Raw genomic sequence first — 17,161 nt, 5'->3', positions numbered from 1 at the left:
TTGAAGTAAATTGTACCACAACCACGCTTCAACTGAAACCGTTAGAACCAGGAACGTTCTATATTGTTTCATCCTCCAAGGGTTGGGTCATTATGGTTACATTGATTGATGGCGATCTACAGTCTTCCGAAAATCTTAAATTAACTGCACCCATACCCGTGACCCTTCATCCAGCAAGCGTATATATATCGGGGTTATCAGAAGGTAGCCATCGCACCATCCGCTATTCTCTTAATACTATAGCGTCGTTATTAACGAATGGGGACTGTGATGCGGATACCTTAGATTGGTCTATGCTGCGCTACCACCATACGGCTGCGGTGAGGGTGGCTCTGTTGCAAAAGTTGGCTCCTGTGACGGCGAATAAGATGCTGTCGGCGTTGCGACGGGTGTTATTGGAAGCTTATCGCTTGGGGTTGATGGCTGCTGATGATTATCAAAAAGCGGTGGATTTTCCCAATATTCAAGGCTCACCTGAGTTAAGGGGGCGTTCTCTTGATTCAGAGGAAATTAGGGCGTTGTTGGGGACTTGTGGAGAGGATAGTGTTATGGATATCAGGGATGCAGCGATTATGGTGATGTTGCGAGGGACGGGAATACGTCGCTCTGAGTTGGTGAAACTGGAATTAAGGGATTTTGAGGAGCAGACAGGGGAGGTGTTGGTGCGTAAGGGTAAACGAGGGAAAGGGAGACGGGTTTATTTACCCCTAGATACTATTTCGTATATTCAGCGATGGTTAGGGGTGCGAGGGGAAGAGGAGGGATGTTTGTTTTGTCGTATCCATCGAGGGGGTCATTTAAAGTTAGGCCAGATGCACTCGGATACGGTTTGGCGTATTATACAGAAACGGGCAAAAATGGCGGGAATTGAGTCGTTTTCTCCCCATGATTTCAGGCGGACGTTTTGTAGTGATTTATTGGATGCAGGGGTTGATATTGTCACGGTGCAGAAGTTGGTGGGGCATAGTTCTCCGGTGACGACGGCTAAGTATGATCGGCGGGGGGAAGAGACTAAACGAAAGGCAGTGCAGTGTTTGAAATTAAACGGATAATTGAATCTTATCTTACTTGAACCACTAAAATGTCTAGATTGCCCCTGGTGACAGCTTGGCTAGTTCTTCCCCTAATTGGGTTAGCCCTTCCGATTGGACTTTGTCCCTTCTTGGTGCGCGTTCGCTTGCGCCGTGCGACGGCGCGGGGTCGCATCCGCTTTCTTGATAACATCATGACGAGTTCGTGGGTTTTTTTTGTCACCTTTAATCCGTCCAGGAGAATAACCTCGACGTTTGGGAAATTTGGCGAAAGTCCCCAAGGTGGTAATTATTCTTGAAAAGTCTCGTTGAACTAGACTAGGCGTGATTTTGATGGATTTATCCGTCTTCAAATACTGTTCCCAATCACGGGGTAAAACAGCAGCTAATTTTCTAGCAGCCCACAAATTTACGTAGGAAAGAAGTGTTAGTTTAAACCAATTTTCTTCATGGTCAACATCAGGAGTTAAATAAGATGTCATCAACTCTTTAACTTCTCTTGACATCTACTTAATTTTCTTAAGTTGTCACAATTGCACAGAAGGGAGAAAAATGGAGCTATTTAATGCTAATTTTTACATTGCATTTATGATTATTCCATGAGATTATATTCTATAATCCTCAAATCCCATATATAACCTCACCGCTAGCCTTGATGTAGTTTTAAAATCATAGTGTTTAGCTGTTTATGCATATTGTACGTCCACTATCCAGTTATTTCAGACCAGAAAATATTGTGGATCCTAAGCATTGTGGTGCTGTCGCCTGGAGTGACTTTAATCGCAGCTTTCACAAGCTACAGCAGGATCCGTGGTGGCGAATAAACGAATCGACTAAGGCATCCTTAGGATTGCGCATTTTGCGTTTGCTTATCTCATATTACGTCCACAGAGTAGATGGATTTCTAAATTTAAGGGGTAAGGCGCAAGTACTAGCTCTATTTAGGAAGCATCTTCCAAGCAACCCTGATATTGTGTATTTCGGGGCCGAGGCGGGATGGGAGGCGATTATTCTACAGTCAATACTCGGTCATCGTGGCCGGGTCTTGCTGATTGACAATGATCCTGTGGCACATCAAAGGTATACTCTAGCCAACGATAAGGTGGAGATTTTAATCCCCACTAAATTGAGTACAAAACGCTTCGTTTTAAGAAGAGATCGAAAGCGCATCGAATACCTTCAGCAGGATTTGTTCGAAGTTGAATGTTCCACGTCATTCGATATCGGAATTGACTGGGGGTTAGTCGAACACTTTCTCGACAGTTCGAAAATCACACTGATCCGCAAAATGCGACAATTTCTGCGCTGTGGAGGATGGCAGATATCGTCTGTTCCGAAGGACTCATATGTGAATCGACTGTTCTATCGAGCATTCTGTGACGAACTCAATTTTGGACATCGAGAACTAATGACACTGTCAGAGTTACACGAAGTGCTTGTCAAAGGGGGATTTGAAGTCATAGAGTCCTTAGAATTACTAGACAGTTTCGTGGTGCTTTCGAGGAAATCGCCTGAATCAGCAGGAGAGCGATTGTTTTAATGTAGTGAAATAATCTCAAGTAATTCATTTGAATTAAAGGAGAGACAAAAATGCTGAAGAGCAGTTCAATTCAGTTATGATATATTTATATCAAATCAAAACTTCCATTCTTATCCTTTTTAATTAATGCCAAATTTAAAGTAGAAAATTATATCGGAGCAATTTGGTATTTCATTCACCATTATAATGCCCAGGTTGCTAATAGTTTGTAAAATTTCCACTACATGGGAATCACTACCTTCAAAAGGATTTCAGATCAGAAGAAACTACGTTGTGTGGCATCTTACCATCCCAAGTATCCTTGATGTTCTGCCAGCAAAATCTGAACACCTCTTGTAGTGTCCCTAAAGACGCTCCACCTATGTGTGGGGTTAGGACAATATTGCTCATAGTTCGCAGAAGGTTGTCGGGTTCAGGGGGTTCCTTCTCTATTACATCGAGTCCTGCCCCGAATATTTGTCGCTCCTGTAACACTTCAATGAGGGCGGCCTCATCAATTAATGCCCCCCGCGATGTGTTGATAAGAATAGCAGATGGTTTCATTAACATTAATTCCTTGCGTCCTATCAAGTGCCGAGTCTCAGGGGTCAACGGCACATGGAGAGAAATAATATCGGATGTTTTGAGCAATTCCAAAAACTCCACCTGCTCAACTCCCAACTTCTTTTTATGCTCTTCGCTGATTACTGTGCGATTGTAGACCTGGATTGCACATTGGAAGCCCTGAAGACGCTGAGCTACATTTCGGCCAATGTTTCCAAACCCAACCAGCCCTACACGTTTACCAATCAAATTGTGGTAAGTAAAAGCGTCCGTAGCCGGGCTATCAAAAATCCAGCCTCCAAGCTTCACGCGCTCGACGCACTGCGTCAACTTTCGGCAAATCGCTAGCATCAACGAAATTGTGTGTTCGGCTACCGCTGCAGAGTTGATGTCTCCGCACGTCGCCACTGTGACTCCATATTTCTCAAGCAACTTCAAATCCACTGTGTCATAACCTACTGAGGCAAGTTGGAGAAGCTTAAGTTTAGTTGTGTGACGCAGGACCGCTTCCGAAAGATTTGGAAATAAACCTAAAATGAAGTCGGCATCCGATAATACTTCAATTTTTTCATCTTCCCTAGCTTTACTGGCAATAGCTGTCGTGACAAAGCCTTTAGGTGTTGTCAATCTCGCGAATTCTTCAAGCTTGCGAGGAAGTGACGTCATGAATACAACTTTTGCTTTGGTCATTATCTCCTCGATTTGTGTTTATCCCTCTTTTGTCACTTTCCGAAATTCTGACGAAATTCCCTCATTACAGCCAACGACACCTAGCGAGAGAATAAGGGTTTGACCCCCTTTTCAGAGTCTGACAAAAGAGGATTATACCAGTTTTCATTTACATGGATTAAAACGTCAATACTCAGTAGATCAGTTATGATGGTGGGATTAGCGACTGTTGACCATTTCTTCAGTACAAGACCTTCAACCACTGTGACAACGGAATAGGTGCGTTTATGGACATCAATACCGACATAAACTGTCTTACATTTATAAGTTGTGATTCATTACAATAGCCCAAAGTTTGAGCAATAACAAAAGCACTTAAGGTTTCCGACAAAGAACCTCTTGCTATATAGAAGAAACGTAAGCGGTCAAGATAATGATAGCGTCCATAGCCTTCAGATATATTCAGTAAAATAGTACAAGAAGCTCGACGTAATTGATCACTTAAGTTGTACTTTTCGTAACTAGGTAAACCTTCAGCTAATTTATAAGATGCTGATGAGTTGGATTAAGCTATCTTGATAGAAATCTAATGTTTCAAAACTCCGTTCTACAACCTTGTTTTCCGGATAACTTAGCGGCATTCGTTTATGATCTACTGACACTCACTCAACCGAAATATTGATATACTCAATTGAAAAGTTTTATCAACATTGCTTGTAAAAGGGTGTATCAGTATGATATTTAATCTATTAAAACATTTAAAGATTAAAAGTTAAAAATGTTTTTTGATCTTCTAGCTAAACAAGCTAAGCTTGAGCCTAACCGCAACATATATGTGTTCTTAGGCCATAATGGGTTGGTAAAGAAAACCTATACTGCAGAGCAATTATTCCGACTGTCTGTTGATGTTGCACAGATGCTTCAAATGCGTGGCCTTAATAGGGGTGAACGAGTTTTATTGGCCTACGCACCAGGGATTGAGTTTATTCCTGGATTTTTCGGATGCGTTCTGGCAGGTATTATCCCAGTTCCCGTAGCGATAGTCTCCCCAGGTTTAGGCTTAATTGGCTCGGCTGCAATTGAACGAGATATGCGGCGATTTCGAGGGATTGCCGCAGACTGTGGAGCGCGGTTAGTGCTGACCCAGAAACGGTATCTTCGCCATTACCAAGGGAGTCGCCGCCAGCGGAGCGTTGATGGCTCTGTGGATTCTGGAAATGAGTTTTGGAATGAACTTGAGTGGGTTGCGACAGATATTCTCCAGTCGAATTTGAATGGGCAGCGATCGTTTCAACCAATCCCCACCGACCCAGAACAAGTGCTATTCCTTCAGTACACTTCTGGCTCTACATCATTTCCCAAAGGAGTCAAAATCACATACAAGAATTTTCAGCACAACCTTCGAGTATTAAATCGAGAAAGCCGAGTCAATCGTGACTCGGTGCTAGTTTCATGGCTTCCGCTGTACCACGATATGGGTTTAATTGCGGGTGTTCTCCATACTGTGTGCGTTGAGGCAAAACTTATCATGATGTCACCATCAACGTTCATCAGAAGTCCGCAGAAATGGCTAGAAGCAGTACAGAAATACCGTGCTACCCACATCGCCGCTCCAAACTTTGCCTACGACCTTGTTATGAAGGGTAACGAGGAACGAGAAACCGAAATGCAACAAGATATTTCATCACTGCAAGCTATCCTGCAGGGAGGTGATATGTGTCGGGCTCAAACAATGATTAGATTCACTAAGTGGTCATCCAGTCAAGGTGCTGACTTAAAATTGTTCAATAACACATACGGTTTAGCCGAGCATGTTCTTTACGTATCTGGTTGCACCATAGGTGAGCCACCCATCCTATGTGTAGATGCAGCGGAATTACGTACTGGTGGGGAAGTAAAGGTACTTAAACCTGAACCTTCGACCCAAGGGCGTGTGAGTTTGGTCAGTAGCGGAACCCCCCCGCCAGAGTTTGATGTACAAATCGTGAACCCCACAACCCTTAGAGCCTGTTCACCTGGGGTCGTAGGAGAAGTATGGGTGTCGAGCGATAGCGTTGCACAAGGATATTGGGGATGGTCTGATGATGAGAATGTAGCGGTATTTGGCGCTCGACTAGAACCCCACAACGGAAACACCTATCTACGCACCGGGGACCTTGGTTTTTTCCTAGATCGTGAGCTATTCATCTGTGGTCGGTTGAAAGATATCATTATCATTGCAGGACGCAATTTGCATCCAAATGATATTGAACATACTATACAAAATTCCCATCGGACTGTGGGTGAGGCTTGTGTCTTTGTCCGCTCCGATGAGCAAAATTCAACCAATTCGATTATCGTCATCGCAGAGCTTCATTCCTCGAATGTCTTGGTAGAAGAGAGTGGGTTAGAAATAATTTCCGCAATCCGAGATTCTGTTTTCGAGGAGCATATGATCCCTTGCACAAGCATTGTTCTGGTGCCTCCTCGCACACTCCCCAAAACAACGTCTGGCAAATTACAGCGATCACAATGTAGTCAGATGTTTTCGAGAGGCGAATTGCTTAAAAAGTCTATCTTCGACAGTGACGCGTCTAACCATGAAGATCACCATTCCCTCCCCAACAACCTTTTATCCACTCATCAGGAGTTTAGGGACACATCTGACAGCAAATCCTCTAACAGTGGCTATTTGAGAGAAATACCCCCCCACTATGTCATGGGGCATAGTCGAGCTATTTTAGCTAAAAAAGTACGAGAAGAGGTAGCACGAGTGCTGGGGATCTCTTCTGTGGAGGATGTCGCAATGAACAAATCACTAATTGCATACGGGATGGATTCCCTACGATTTGTCGATCTTCTTGAGACTCTGGCCAAACGGTTTGGCGTTGAACCAGTCCTTATCGGGGCCAAACACCTCAGCGTCAATGGATTGGTGGAACAGTTGGAAACGGCACAGCGCAAGCAAACCGAGACGAGTCGATCTTTCAATACAGTTGTATCCGAAGAAATTCTACCGCAGTCTAAGGATACGCATTGTTCAAAGCTATTCTCTAGCGATCATCTGCTCTGGCCACGTTCGTGTGGACCGGTAATTAGACTTGCTGAAGACGACAACGTTCCAAACAGCATGGTCTTCGTGCTGGCCTTTCCATCTATTATCAAGCCTTCCGTTTTGATCGAGTCTGTGCAACAGGGGTTAGATGTATTTCCTCATCTGTCCGGACGAGTAAGAACTGATATTGCCACTGGCCAATTGTCTATCCAGCCTTGTTCCGAGGGGGTTTTGTTGGAAATGAGGACAATGGACAACGATTTTAATTGGGATTCTCTAGAATCGATGACCAACAAAACCTTACAGGATTGGTTTGCTCCAACCATTATTGGTAAAGTCTCGGAAAAGCATCCAGAGGATCTTCCATTGATGTCGGTTCGACTGACTCATCTACCCAAAATTAATGGCTGTGTACTCTCAATTTTCGTATCCCACATTGCGATCGATGGGGTTGGATTAGCCCATTTCTTGAATCAATGCACTGCCCATATCCATGAATATACAGTAGAGCCTGTCGTTCATGGTAGAGAAGAACTCTACAGTGCCGCTAAGATCTGTTCCTCCCCCAAACTCCCATCGTGGTACGTTGTAACGGAAAATAATGACATCTGCCACCCACAGCGAGTGTGGGAAGTTGTGGAAAAATGCCATATCATCACATATACTATCTCAGACCTCACCCTTCGTGACCTTTTTGCATTGGCCGACGAGAACGAGTTCTGGCTGTACCTGACTGCCTATCTCTGGAGCGAGCTAAACTGTGAAATTGAGAGGAGTCGTGAAGGAACAATCTACAGCGAATTGGCCTTGTGGTGCAATGTTCGAGGAACCCTTGATATTTCAGAACTCTATACAGGCAACGTCGGTTGCTATTGGCACGTTAAATTCCCCTCCATGATGATGACTGATTTAGTGACCTTGACGGAACTTATAAAAGAGCCGATGACAAAAGAAGGAGTAGAACGAGTCAAAAGCACTTACAGTGCGTTAAAAATTGCTGAGTTTGAGAGACGCACAGTTCAATGGAATGGATTACAGCCTCATGTCTTGCCGGTTAACCTGTTCCCTTACGCCCACTCCCTTTTGAATTTTGGTTCAGGAGCACCTTTGTTTGGCCGTATGCTTACTCGTAACGTCCATGGATTACGAATCTCTCGCACAGTTAGAAACGATGGGTTTCAAGTTGAAGCATGTCTCCCGGAACAAGTTAATCAAAGACTTATGGATGTGTTCCTTAGAAGTGGGTTGGAAACCAATATGTTGGCTAGAGATTGATTGATAATGATTGATTTTGAGGCATTTCTACTTTTCACTGCCATCTTCGTAGCAGGCAAAGTTGCATCATGGTTCGTATATCGAACCTGCTGGGACAATTCACTAAAGGGTCGATCCCCAAAGAGTAGCAGATTCCTAACATATATTCTTAGGATTAAGTTATGGTGGGTACACGCTCCGCTTATCTTACTTCTTTGTCTGTGTGACTGGCAACAAATACCGGAAATTCACTTTCTTAGTGTTTTGTTTGCCTGGATTCTAGCTCTGGCAGCTGTGTTTCGATTCGGGTGCGTTGATCTTGGCCATTTCTTTTTATTTGATCGATTTTTTGCCTTATGTATGGCGGCCTGCGTCTATTTTTCACCAGTTTTTGGCTATATCAGTGTTATTGTCTCATGTTGCTTGCAGTACAACATATCAAGGTGGAGTCTTGGGCCCGGTTATTCAAACCTATTAGGCTTTGAATTTATTCGCTACTCCCTGGTTATTCTTGTTGTCTGTAGTGCCTTTAATGGACTAGAGAATGTCCTGATGGTTGGCTCTAGAGATGTTGGAGCAGAGTATGTTTCCCTACTTCTAGCGACAATTCTTGGAGGCCAGGGAGCTTACTATGTCAAGCAGGGACTGGTAAAAGCTTGGATTGGAAGACACTGGTTTTCGTGGATGCTGGAGAACCGAATAGAATGTTTGATTGTAAACGCTTATCTTAGAGGTTGGGGAGCGTGCTTCTGGACGAAAGAGACCATCATCTCCATTGCCACCTACTTCTCGAAGATCCGGTTATTTGTCTGTAGTTCAATATTTCTTGTAGAAATTCTTTCTGGGTTTTTGATGATTCATCGTAGCGTCGCAATGGGATTGCTATGCGCTCTTACTATATTCCATTTGGGAGTTTTCCTGCTTACAGGATTGCTTGGCTATGAGTTCATCATCAATGATCTGGTGATGGTATGGCTACTATCCTTTCACTCTGAATCATTTGAAGGTGTGTTCGGTCTTCAATACGTACTACCGACTGTATTCTGCGCATTATTGGGCTTTGCTTGGGTCGCTTTCATTCGCAAAAGAGCGATCGTTGAGTATCAAGATACGTTTACAGTTGACCAAAGCTATGGATCACTTGTCGATGCCGTTGATCTTCTTATGGGTTGGTGGGATAGCCCTTATATGCGTATGTTTACATACACAATTGTCACTAAAAATGGAGATTTGAGAAGATTTCCTGTTACAAAGATGTCACCCTATGACACTGCAATTACAGATATTCACACACATATGATGTTCCTTGGCTCACATCAAAAGCTAGATCCACAAGTTGCTGAAGATCGAAAGATAGTCTGTAGCGGAGTCTGGGGTCTAGTTATTGATATCGAAAAAAGGGATCTAATGTATGCACTAATGGATAGTATGAAGGTGGATCTATCTTTTTTACGAGTTAAAACACCACCCAAACCGTGGACGATTCGTTCAGGGAATTGTCAACCAGATGACGCAGTGCCTTTGTGGCGTTTTTTTCGGGGCATCAACCAATATAGAAAGTATTGGTGGTTTCGCACTGTGATGTGTTGGCCACACTTTCCAGGAGAGGACTTGGCAACAGACTGTAATCCTCTGACACAAGCCGAAATTCCAGTATATAAGTTTGATGAACCAATCGCATCAGTTGTCATCCATCGGTTGAAAACATTTTATACGAGACGGGATATAATTCTTTTGGAACACACAAAGGTTGGTGAATTAATTGTCAGTGAATTAAGTTATAGCGTTTCTCGGACTCATGAGGTACACCTAACTTCTGCCTCCTGCCCCCTGCCTTCTGCCTCAAAGAGATAACTTCTGTACCTCACAAGTATGGGAACTGCTATAATATAATCGATTTAGTAATACCATGATCACTTGTATCTGAGATTTCTTTGGAGTTTGCCTTGGATAGCAAGAAAAAGTATCGCCTACAACATATTGAAAGGGTTCGCGCTCAGTATGAATCTATAAATGGAACTGGATTTTACAAATGGATCATGGGAGATGGTGGTTGCGATATTCATTATGGCATCTACGAATCTCCTTTCGACAGCATAAGCGCGGCATCACGTCGATCTACTAGTACCCTACTTGGTTTGACTGCAAAATACTCAAAACTTGGATTGAAAGGAAAACTGCTGGATCTTGGCTCTGGAAACGGTGGCCCTGCACACCAGATACTATTAGAGACAAATTTGCACATCACTTGTCTGAATCTATGCGAATTGCAAAATGAACAAAACCTTAGGCGGGCCAAGGAAATCGAGGTTTTAGATCGTTTATCTATACAGACGGGTTCTTTTGAATCTCTCCCTACTGAGTGGTCTTCTGTTTTTGATATTGTGTGGAGCCAAGAATCCCTGTGCCATGCTATCGATAAGAAGCGGGTTTTAAGTGAAGCTCGCCGTGTCATCCGAGACGGCGGGCTGATAGCATTCTCCGATATTATGATTTCAAATAACGTCTCTCTCGGAGAAGCTAAGTCTTTCACTGATAGGAATGCAATATCACGACTGGCCACCCCAGCCGATTATGAATATTGGTTGGAGTCTGTCGGTTTCAAGCTGTTGCATCAAGCAAACTGGAGTCACCACCTTCAAATTAACTTTGCCCATATGCTCAATCAGATCCAAATCTATCGTCCTAGTCTCCTCGAACAAGGCATCGAGTCAGAATACTTAGATACTTTTGCAAAATCTCTTCAGAATAGAATCGAGAGAGTTTGCGATGGGGTCTTTTACTGGGGTGCTTTCATAGGTTCTGTCGCCTAAAATGGAGTATTCGTAAAGAATAGTTTTTTAAGAAGGCTAGGGTTGCCTGAACAAGAGCTCTACAGTTGTAGCAGCAATTCTCTTTTTGAAAAAGAGAATTGCTGCTACCCATATTGCGATGTACTGCCCTGCGATCGCCACTATCCTAGTACAAAGAAAAGTGGTGAAACAACAAGGATTGAAAGATTAAATAATACCTTAAGACATCGTTGTTCTCGTTTAGTGAGAAAAAGCTTATCGTTTTCTAAAAGCTTCTTTAATCATGAAGGAGCAATCTTATATTTTATTCACCATTATAATGAGAAAATACTATCAACTTAGATTGATTTTCACTACTTAAATAACACTACCGATTTTTTATTAAGTTTAGTCCGTCTTCTGTCTTCCCTTTGTCTCCAAAGGCGGTTTTGAGTTTTTCTCTTAAGTTAGCGTCTTGGCTAAAGGTGGCTATTTGGTTTAAGGCTTGTTGTTTGACGTAAGCGAGTTGGTTATGGGTTTCAATGTCGAATCTAGTGAGAAGGTCGACGGATGAATCCCGCTGATTTAAGGGAAAAGCTTCTACTGTGTCAAAAGGTACGGGGAATTTTTCAGAGTGAAGGTTGTCAAAGCCTCCTAACGGTCCCCCTATGTCATGAAAAGAAGACACGAACCCCTGTGACTCTTGTAAGAGCCAACTTTCGTCTATTTGTTCTGGGGTTGATAATGATGTTGTTCTGGGGATCTCTTCCCCGGAAAAGGAATGGACAATTAGTCTAAAATCAGGGGCTACCGACTCTCCCTGATTGGGTTTGCGAAAACTTTCCATAAAACCCCAGGAATGCCGAAACTCGCTTAATATTCTTTACATTACTGGAGTTTTCAAGAAAAAAATATTAGGGGTTCTACTTGGTTTTTCTCTGGGTTAGGGATGAAAGTTTCCGTCTTTTTACGGATAGGTAAGGGTAATGGGAAACCAACCTTAAGATCATTCAGTATGGAGAGAAACGGTGAGTCATCCGGAATGTAATTAAATAATTACTTATACTAGGGGTGACTCACTTAAGTAACTATGCAGCTTCGTTCATAGAGTTAGCTTCATCCCGTTTCAACCATCGCTCAAATATTTCGCCCCGTTGATCTCGGTTCACATGGCACCCTTTATAGATCCTCACCTGTTGACCGTTGCGTCGTTCCCGTCGGTCGAAGATCAGCTTTAAATCTAATTGATTAAGGAATCGTTGAGCCACAGAGATAGCCGTATCCCTTTCCCCTATCCAAAAGCCAAAGACTGTTTTAATATGAGACTTCATAACAGGGGTGGTGATCTTCTCATACCACTTTTGTAATGAGTCCTTATCAAACTCCGCATCGGGATCTAAGAACTGTAAAATATCCAACTGCGTTAAGAAAAATAGTTGAGTCCCAAGGGTAGATTTACAAACATCAGGTTTGAATAATTCCCCATTATCTGACTGTTCTTTAAGTTGGGTGAGGTTACGCTTTTCTTTATCCTTTAGGTGCGCTTCACCAACGGTTAGATAATAAAGTAACTGTAATTTAGGCAACCATCCTTTATCGTGCTTTTCTACCAGTTCTGAGCTAACCTTTTCGGTGAGATAACAACGACTAATCTCGGCTTTCTTTAAGATTTCCTCTTCCTCATCACTTAAGTCTTTTCTTTCCTTAAGTTCCTCATAGCTTTTCTGGTCAATGTTCGGGGACTTAGATACCCGTTTCGTATGGTCTTTATAGTTCTTTTCTTTCACTTCTTTAAACTCTTTTTTAATCTGGGTGTAATCATTCTCTAGGTCATCTATGTCTAGGACTTGATAACCGATTTTCTCACACTTCTTAAAGAGAGTCTCAGCAAATTTATAATTCTCAGTATTAATAATAACCGCTCGTTTACCCCAAGCGATTAATGAAGGAGAACAGGATTTAATATCCTCGCTTTCTTCATAGAAACTAACATCATTGGCTTCGGTAATACCCATCTTTTGTAATAAGCTAATCTGTGCCGATGCGAGTTTATGAGTAGATGCTAGTAAGGATTTAATATCATTTGACCCGTTACCGATTTGATGGGGACTCCATTGTTTACACCAGACATAACGGGGGATATTACTTCTGACCCGTTGCATACTTTGACAGACACTATCAACCGTTTGCACCCCATGACTAAGGACATAAACGGAATCGAAATGGTTAACGTCAATGCTCACTCCGGTTTCAATAACAGGAGAACAAACAACAATATCAAACTTTTGTATGATTTCATTTAATTTATCAATACAGCCAAAAGCAGACCGTTTTTTCTGGGTGACGGTTTTGCCGTCAATTCTTAATACTTTAAGTCCAGGAAATTTGTGTTTGAAATAATATTCAAAGGTACGGGTTCCCCAGGTACTTTGATATTTTTGTCCGTCGGTATGAATAATAACTTTATGCCCTTTCTTGATATTGTCTTCTAAGTGACTGATTAATTCTCCTGGGTCTTTTTTAAGGAAGCGATACAGTAATCTTTCCGCTTCGGGTACATAGCTATTATTGACAATGAATTTAGGGACTTTATAGCCGATTAATTGTTCAAGGTAGTTAATACTAATGGAACATAAATCAGCATCAGCTATGAAGATTTTACCTTCTTTGGATTGGGCGACTCGTTGTAATAGTTGTTTGAAGGTTTTAAGGATTCTGACACGGTTTTTCTGGCAAGTTCCACCATTGAGTAAATGCCATAAAACTTGTTCGACTTCATCGATGATAACGACGGCATCTTCCCATTGTTTGGCTTCGGGGTCAAAGGAGGGTTTGGCCTTGGGATGTAAAGAGTCGATACAAAGGGCATAGCCAAACTGCCCGAAACATTGATTGTCTTTAACTTCGGTACGGTAGTCGATACCAAAGCGACGGGCTAATTCACGGGCTAATTGTTCCCTGTGGACGATGATAATGACTTTTTGGTGGTTGGCTAGGTAATAGGCTATTTTCTTAGCTAACCATTCGGTTTTTCCTGTGCCATGTAGGGATCTAACTCCAATGAGTTTGGCATTTTGGGGATATTGTAAGCTTTCAGGGATATATCGCTCGTTAATGGTTAAGTCAGGGATGAGGTGGCAAAAGCCTTGGATCTTATACTCAGCCAAGGATAAACGGCTCTCATAGACGCTTTCAAAGTAATCTTGACCCTTTGAGTGGATGAGGTCGTCAACGCCCTTTTCAGGGGCATCCCAGGTGAGGATTTTAACTTGACAACCGGCTCTGCTAAATAAACCGCCTAACCGTTCTGTGGCTTTTTTAACGTTGATACGGGTTTCTAGTTTAGTATCTTGGTCAAAGCAGATGTTAATTTCTCGGTCTTTGGTGGCAAATAGGGCTAATTGTGGGATGAGACGGGGTAAACCGATTTTATTGCCAAGTTTATCTTTGGGAATGGGACAGCCATTCCAGATCCCAGGAATACTAATGGCTGCTATACCAAGTGTAAGTAAGGCTCCGGCTTTTTTGGCTCCTTCGGTGATACAGATGGGTAGGTTAAGGTCGATGACTAATGGCCAGAAACCTTTATCCTCTGTGTCCATAAAATCAAGTAATTTGATTCTATCGAGATTATTTAGTTTTTTAGAGGATTTTTTATATTGATGGTAGGCATATTCGGCGTATTCTTTCCCTAAGCCGGCTTTTCTGAAAACGTTTAAGCCAATACGGTATGTTACCCGTAGGAACATGGCCTCGGTGGGGACTTTGGGGGGGGCTTCATATTTGATGATCTTCTCTTTGGTTACAGCTTCACCACCAAAACCATTATCCCCTTTGACTTCAACGATGACTCTGGGGGAATCACATTTGAATTGACCCCATAATTGTTCTTCTCCGGTGAGGGGGTTAACCCCATTCACCCACCATCCCCCATTGTCTAAATGTGAATATTTTTTAAGGTCGCTTGATGTCAGTCGCCCGGTATTTAAACGCTTGATGTCGTCGCTATAGAACAAAGACTCATAAGGGGTGTTGCCTGAGAGGGATTTGACGTTATTCGCGATGATAGCAGGAGCGACGGCACTATTGAGCCATTCTTGGTAGTGTGGGGCTTTGATGTGATAGCGTTTTTCAGTTGAGTGGCAATTACTTCTAGTCTCAGAAGACTTGGGAGACACGGAAGAAGGGGGAGACAAGGGAGATTTTCCATGAATATTCTCCCTTGTCTCCTTGTCCCCCAAGTCCCCCATATACCGGTTGCCGTCTTGAATTTTTGGTTGTGTCCCTGTGTTTTCCTTCATTGGTGCTTTCCGTGAGTGTTGGCGGAAGCGACCCATACAGGGAGGATGCTGTCTTATTTAAGGTTTAAGGTTGAATGTCACTGTTAGACAGTAGAAACTACTTTCAAAGGATTGGTGATGGTAGATTGACTAAAAATTGGAGAATGCCAGCTTGATGAGTGAACAAGTTTTTTATTGTCAGAGGGAAATCTTTAATCTCCAAAATCAACAAAAAAACAACAAAAGTTTAAGATATAATAGGTAATCTCCTGAACCTGGGCAAAAAGCAAGGGCTTGTCTTTTTTTCGCTCTGAAATCTCCAAATTTCGGTCAAGTAGTTAACTTTTGTCATGACAAATGACATATAGGTGTTGTAATGCTACACTAAAATTAATAAAATTAAGACAGCAACCCCCTGTGACCCCCCTACAGTTATCTCGTGGCCAAACAAGATTTTGAACTGTTAGGAGGTTTGGGTTGCTCCTAGCTTTTAAAACTTCATAAAACTATTCTTTGGCTTTACACCGTTTCAAGTTTTTCAAAGCCTAAAAGCTTTAGTAGCGGTTGCGTTGTCTGGGAAATAGTCGTGCAAGTAGCAGATATTTTCCCTTATGCTTAATATACCGAATAAGGAGACAGAAAGCCAGTCCAAAAAATTAATGGTGATGGGTGTTTAGCGAGACAATCCCCGTCCTCTGCGTTTTTGACGTTCCTCCTGTTCCCTTTGCCGTCGCAATTCAGCCATTAAAGCCTCATTCCAATCCTTATGATGTCTAGGCACTATTCGATTAATTTGAGCCGTTGATGGGGCAAGATTCCTTAATTCCTGCTCTATTTGCTTACCACCTTCATCATTATCAGTAGCAATCATAATCTGTCCCCCTCGACTAGAAAACTTCTCAAAAACCCCTTTAAGGATGGTTTTTTGCTGATCTGATAAAGTGCCACCAGTGGCAAAATAACGGGTAGTATCATCTCTGAACAATTGATGATAACTCAAACAGTCCAGGGGACTTTCACAGATAACCAGCGTCGTGTCATCTTTGGAACCATTAGAAGCCCATAGCCCCTTGATACCCCCCTTAGAAAAGCTTTTAAACTCCTGATTACGCAGTTCATAGCCACAAACCCCCTCACGGTCTGCATGGGGGAAAATAACATTATTACGGTGGTCAGTGTAGATTTTCCCTTGAAATCGAGGGTCATTACTGGTCTTTTGACTAATACCCCGTTTGGTTAAATAAGGATGAGTTACTATTACATTGAACTCTTCAAATTGAGTAATGATTTTATGTCTATCTGGGGTACTGGGGGTTAATTTAGGCGTTGCTTGTTTAGGAGAATAAGGAGGATTAGAGGGTTCATTTATCCAAGGTCTAAGTTCCTTTCTGACTTCACCTAAATTAAGGTTTCTTCTATTCTGAATAAAATCAATGATTGAGCCACTATCCCTATCATCTTTAACAGATGAGTAAAAATAGTGACCATCGCTTTGATTAAGACCAACGAGAATCTTATCTCCTTGGTTATCTTTAAGAACAAGACAATTAACAGAACTTTTCTTTTTATCGATGCTGTAACCATTAGCTTGAGCATAATCAGCGAGATTAATATCAGTTTTAAACTTATCCAGTTCTTGTGCTTGTTGGTCTTTTATTCTTCTAAGACGTTCATGATGTCTTGATAAGCGTTTTCTAGCCTTTCGATCCTCTCTGATAAGTCGTTCATTCTGTTGTTGAATGAGTTGATGGTTTCTGAGAAGTTCTTGATTAATTCGTTCTGTTGACTGATTAAAGACTCCAATCTTTTCCTCTGTTGTTTGGATAAGTTCTTGATTAATTCCTGTTGTTCTTTCTTGTCCTGTTCGTATTGAATGGCAAAGTTCTTGAAGGTTTCTAAAAGTTCTTTCTCTAGTGGGGTCATCGTCATCGTTTACAGCTTGATACAGGGTTTCCCTTTGCATTTCCAGTCGGTTTGGTGGGGGCTGTTGGGGGGTAGGATTATGAATTTCACCTGGTTGGTTTGATACAGTTCGATGC

8 protein-coding genes and 3 pseudogenes are annotated in these 17,161 nt (G+C 42.3%); 5 read left to right on the top strand and 6 right to left on the bottom strand.

The window, feature by feature from the left end; translation table 11 throughout:
• The first annotated feature begins 92 nt into the window (after positions 1-92).
• Positions 93-1,052, top strand: a complete 960-nt coding sequence (locus P9B04_RS00050) for a tyrosine-type recombinase/integrase (RefSeq protein WP_342052947.1) — start codon at positions 93-95, stop codon at positions 1,050-1,052.
• Positions 1,053-1,132: 80 nt separating this feature from the next.
• On the opposite strand, the pseudogene P9B04_RS00045 reads toward P9B04_RS00050, so the two are convergent.
• The 3 genes and pseudogenes from P9B04_RS00045 to P9B04_RS25095 all read right to left on the bottom strand — a co-directional run.
• Positions 1,133-1,516 (bottom strand): annotated as a pseudogene (locus P9B04_RS00045) (hypothetical protein); the annotation flags it as partial.
• 1,295 nt (positions 1,517-2,811) lie between these two features.
• Positions 2,812-3,804, bottom strand: a complete 993-nt coding sequence (locus P9B04_RS00040) for a 2-hydroxyacid dehydrogenase (protein WP_342052946.1) — start codon at positions 3,802-3,804, stop codon at positions 2,812-2,814.
• Positions 3,805-4,024: 220 nt separating this feature from the next.
• Positions 4,025-4,324, bottom strand: a pseudogene (locus P9B04_RS25095) (four helix bundle protein); the annotation flags it as partial.
• 237 nt (positions 4,325-4,561) lie between these two features.
• Here P9B04_RS25095 and P9B04_RS00035 point away from each other — a divergent pair.
• The 4 genes and pseudogenes from P9B04_RS00035 to P9B04_RS00020 form a co-directional block, all read left to right on the top strand.
• Positions 4,562-8,092 carry an AMP-binding protein gene (locus P9B04_RS00035; RefSeq protein WP_342052945.1) on the top strand — a complete coding sequence of 1,177 codons (3,531 nt, stop codon included), beginning with the start codon at positions 4,562-4,564 and terminating at the stop codon, positions 8,090-8,092.
• Between the two features lie 531 nt (positions 8,093-8,623).
• The gene (locus P9B04_RS00030; RefSeq protein ID WP_342052944.1) at positions 8,624-9,925 is read left to right on the top strand and encodes a hypothetical protein; all 1,302 of its coding nucleotides are present in this window, start codon (positions 8,624-8,626) and stop codon (positions 9,923-9,925) included.
• Positions 9,926-10,005: 80 nt separating this feature from the next.
• The gene (locus P9B04_RS00025) at positions 10,006-10,884 is read left to right on the top strand and encodes a class I SAM-dependent methyltransferase (RefSeq protein WP_342052943.1); all 879 of its coding nucleotides are present in this window, start codon (positions 10,006-10,008) and stop codon (positions 10,882-10,884) included.
• A 126-nt stretch (positions 10,885-11,010) separates the two neighbouring features.
• A pseudogene (locus P9B04_RS00020) lies at positions 11,011-11,205 on the top strand (IS1 family transposase); the annotation flags it as partial.
• 25 nt (positions 11,206-11,230) lie between these two features.
• On the opposite strand, the gene P9B04_RS00015 reads toward P9B04_RS00020, so the two are convergent.
• The 3 genes from P9B04_RS00015 to P9B04_RS00005 all read right to left on the bottom strand — a co-directional run.
• Positions 11,231-11,689, bottom strand: a complete 459-nt coding sequence (locus tag P9B04_RS00015) for a hypothetical protein (protein WP_342052942.1) — start codon at positions 11,687-11,689, stop codon at positions 11,231-11,233.
• Positions 11,690-11,930: 241 nt separating this feature from the next.
• Complete coding sequence (locus tag P9B04_RS00010) at positions 11,931-15,143, bottom strand: plasmid replication protein, CyRepA1 family (protein WP_342052941.1); 3,213 nt, start codon at positions 15,141-15,143, stop codon at positions 11,931-11,933.
• A 652-nt stretch (positions 15,144-15,795) separates the two neighbouring features.
• On the bottom strand, positions 15,796-17,161 hold a 1,366-nt coding region (locus tag P9B04_RS00005; protein ID WP_342052940.1), incomplete at its 5' end, for a DUF3991 and toprim domain-containing protein.

Origin of the sequence: Crocosphaera sp. Alani8, assembly GCF_038442745.1 — a bacterium.
Taxonomy (GTDB): Bacteria; Cyanobacteriota; Cyanobacteriia; order Cyanobacteriales; family Microcystaceae; genus Crocosphaera.
The sequence above is the reverse complement of the archived record's forward strand: the minus strand, read 5'-3'. Positions and strand labels throughout refer to the sequence as shown.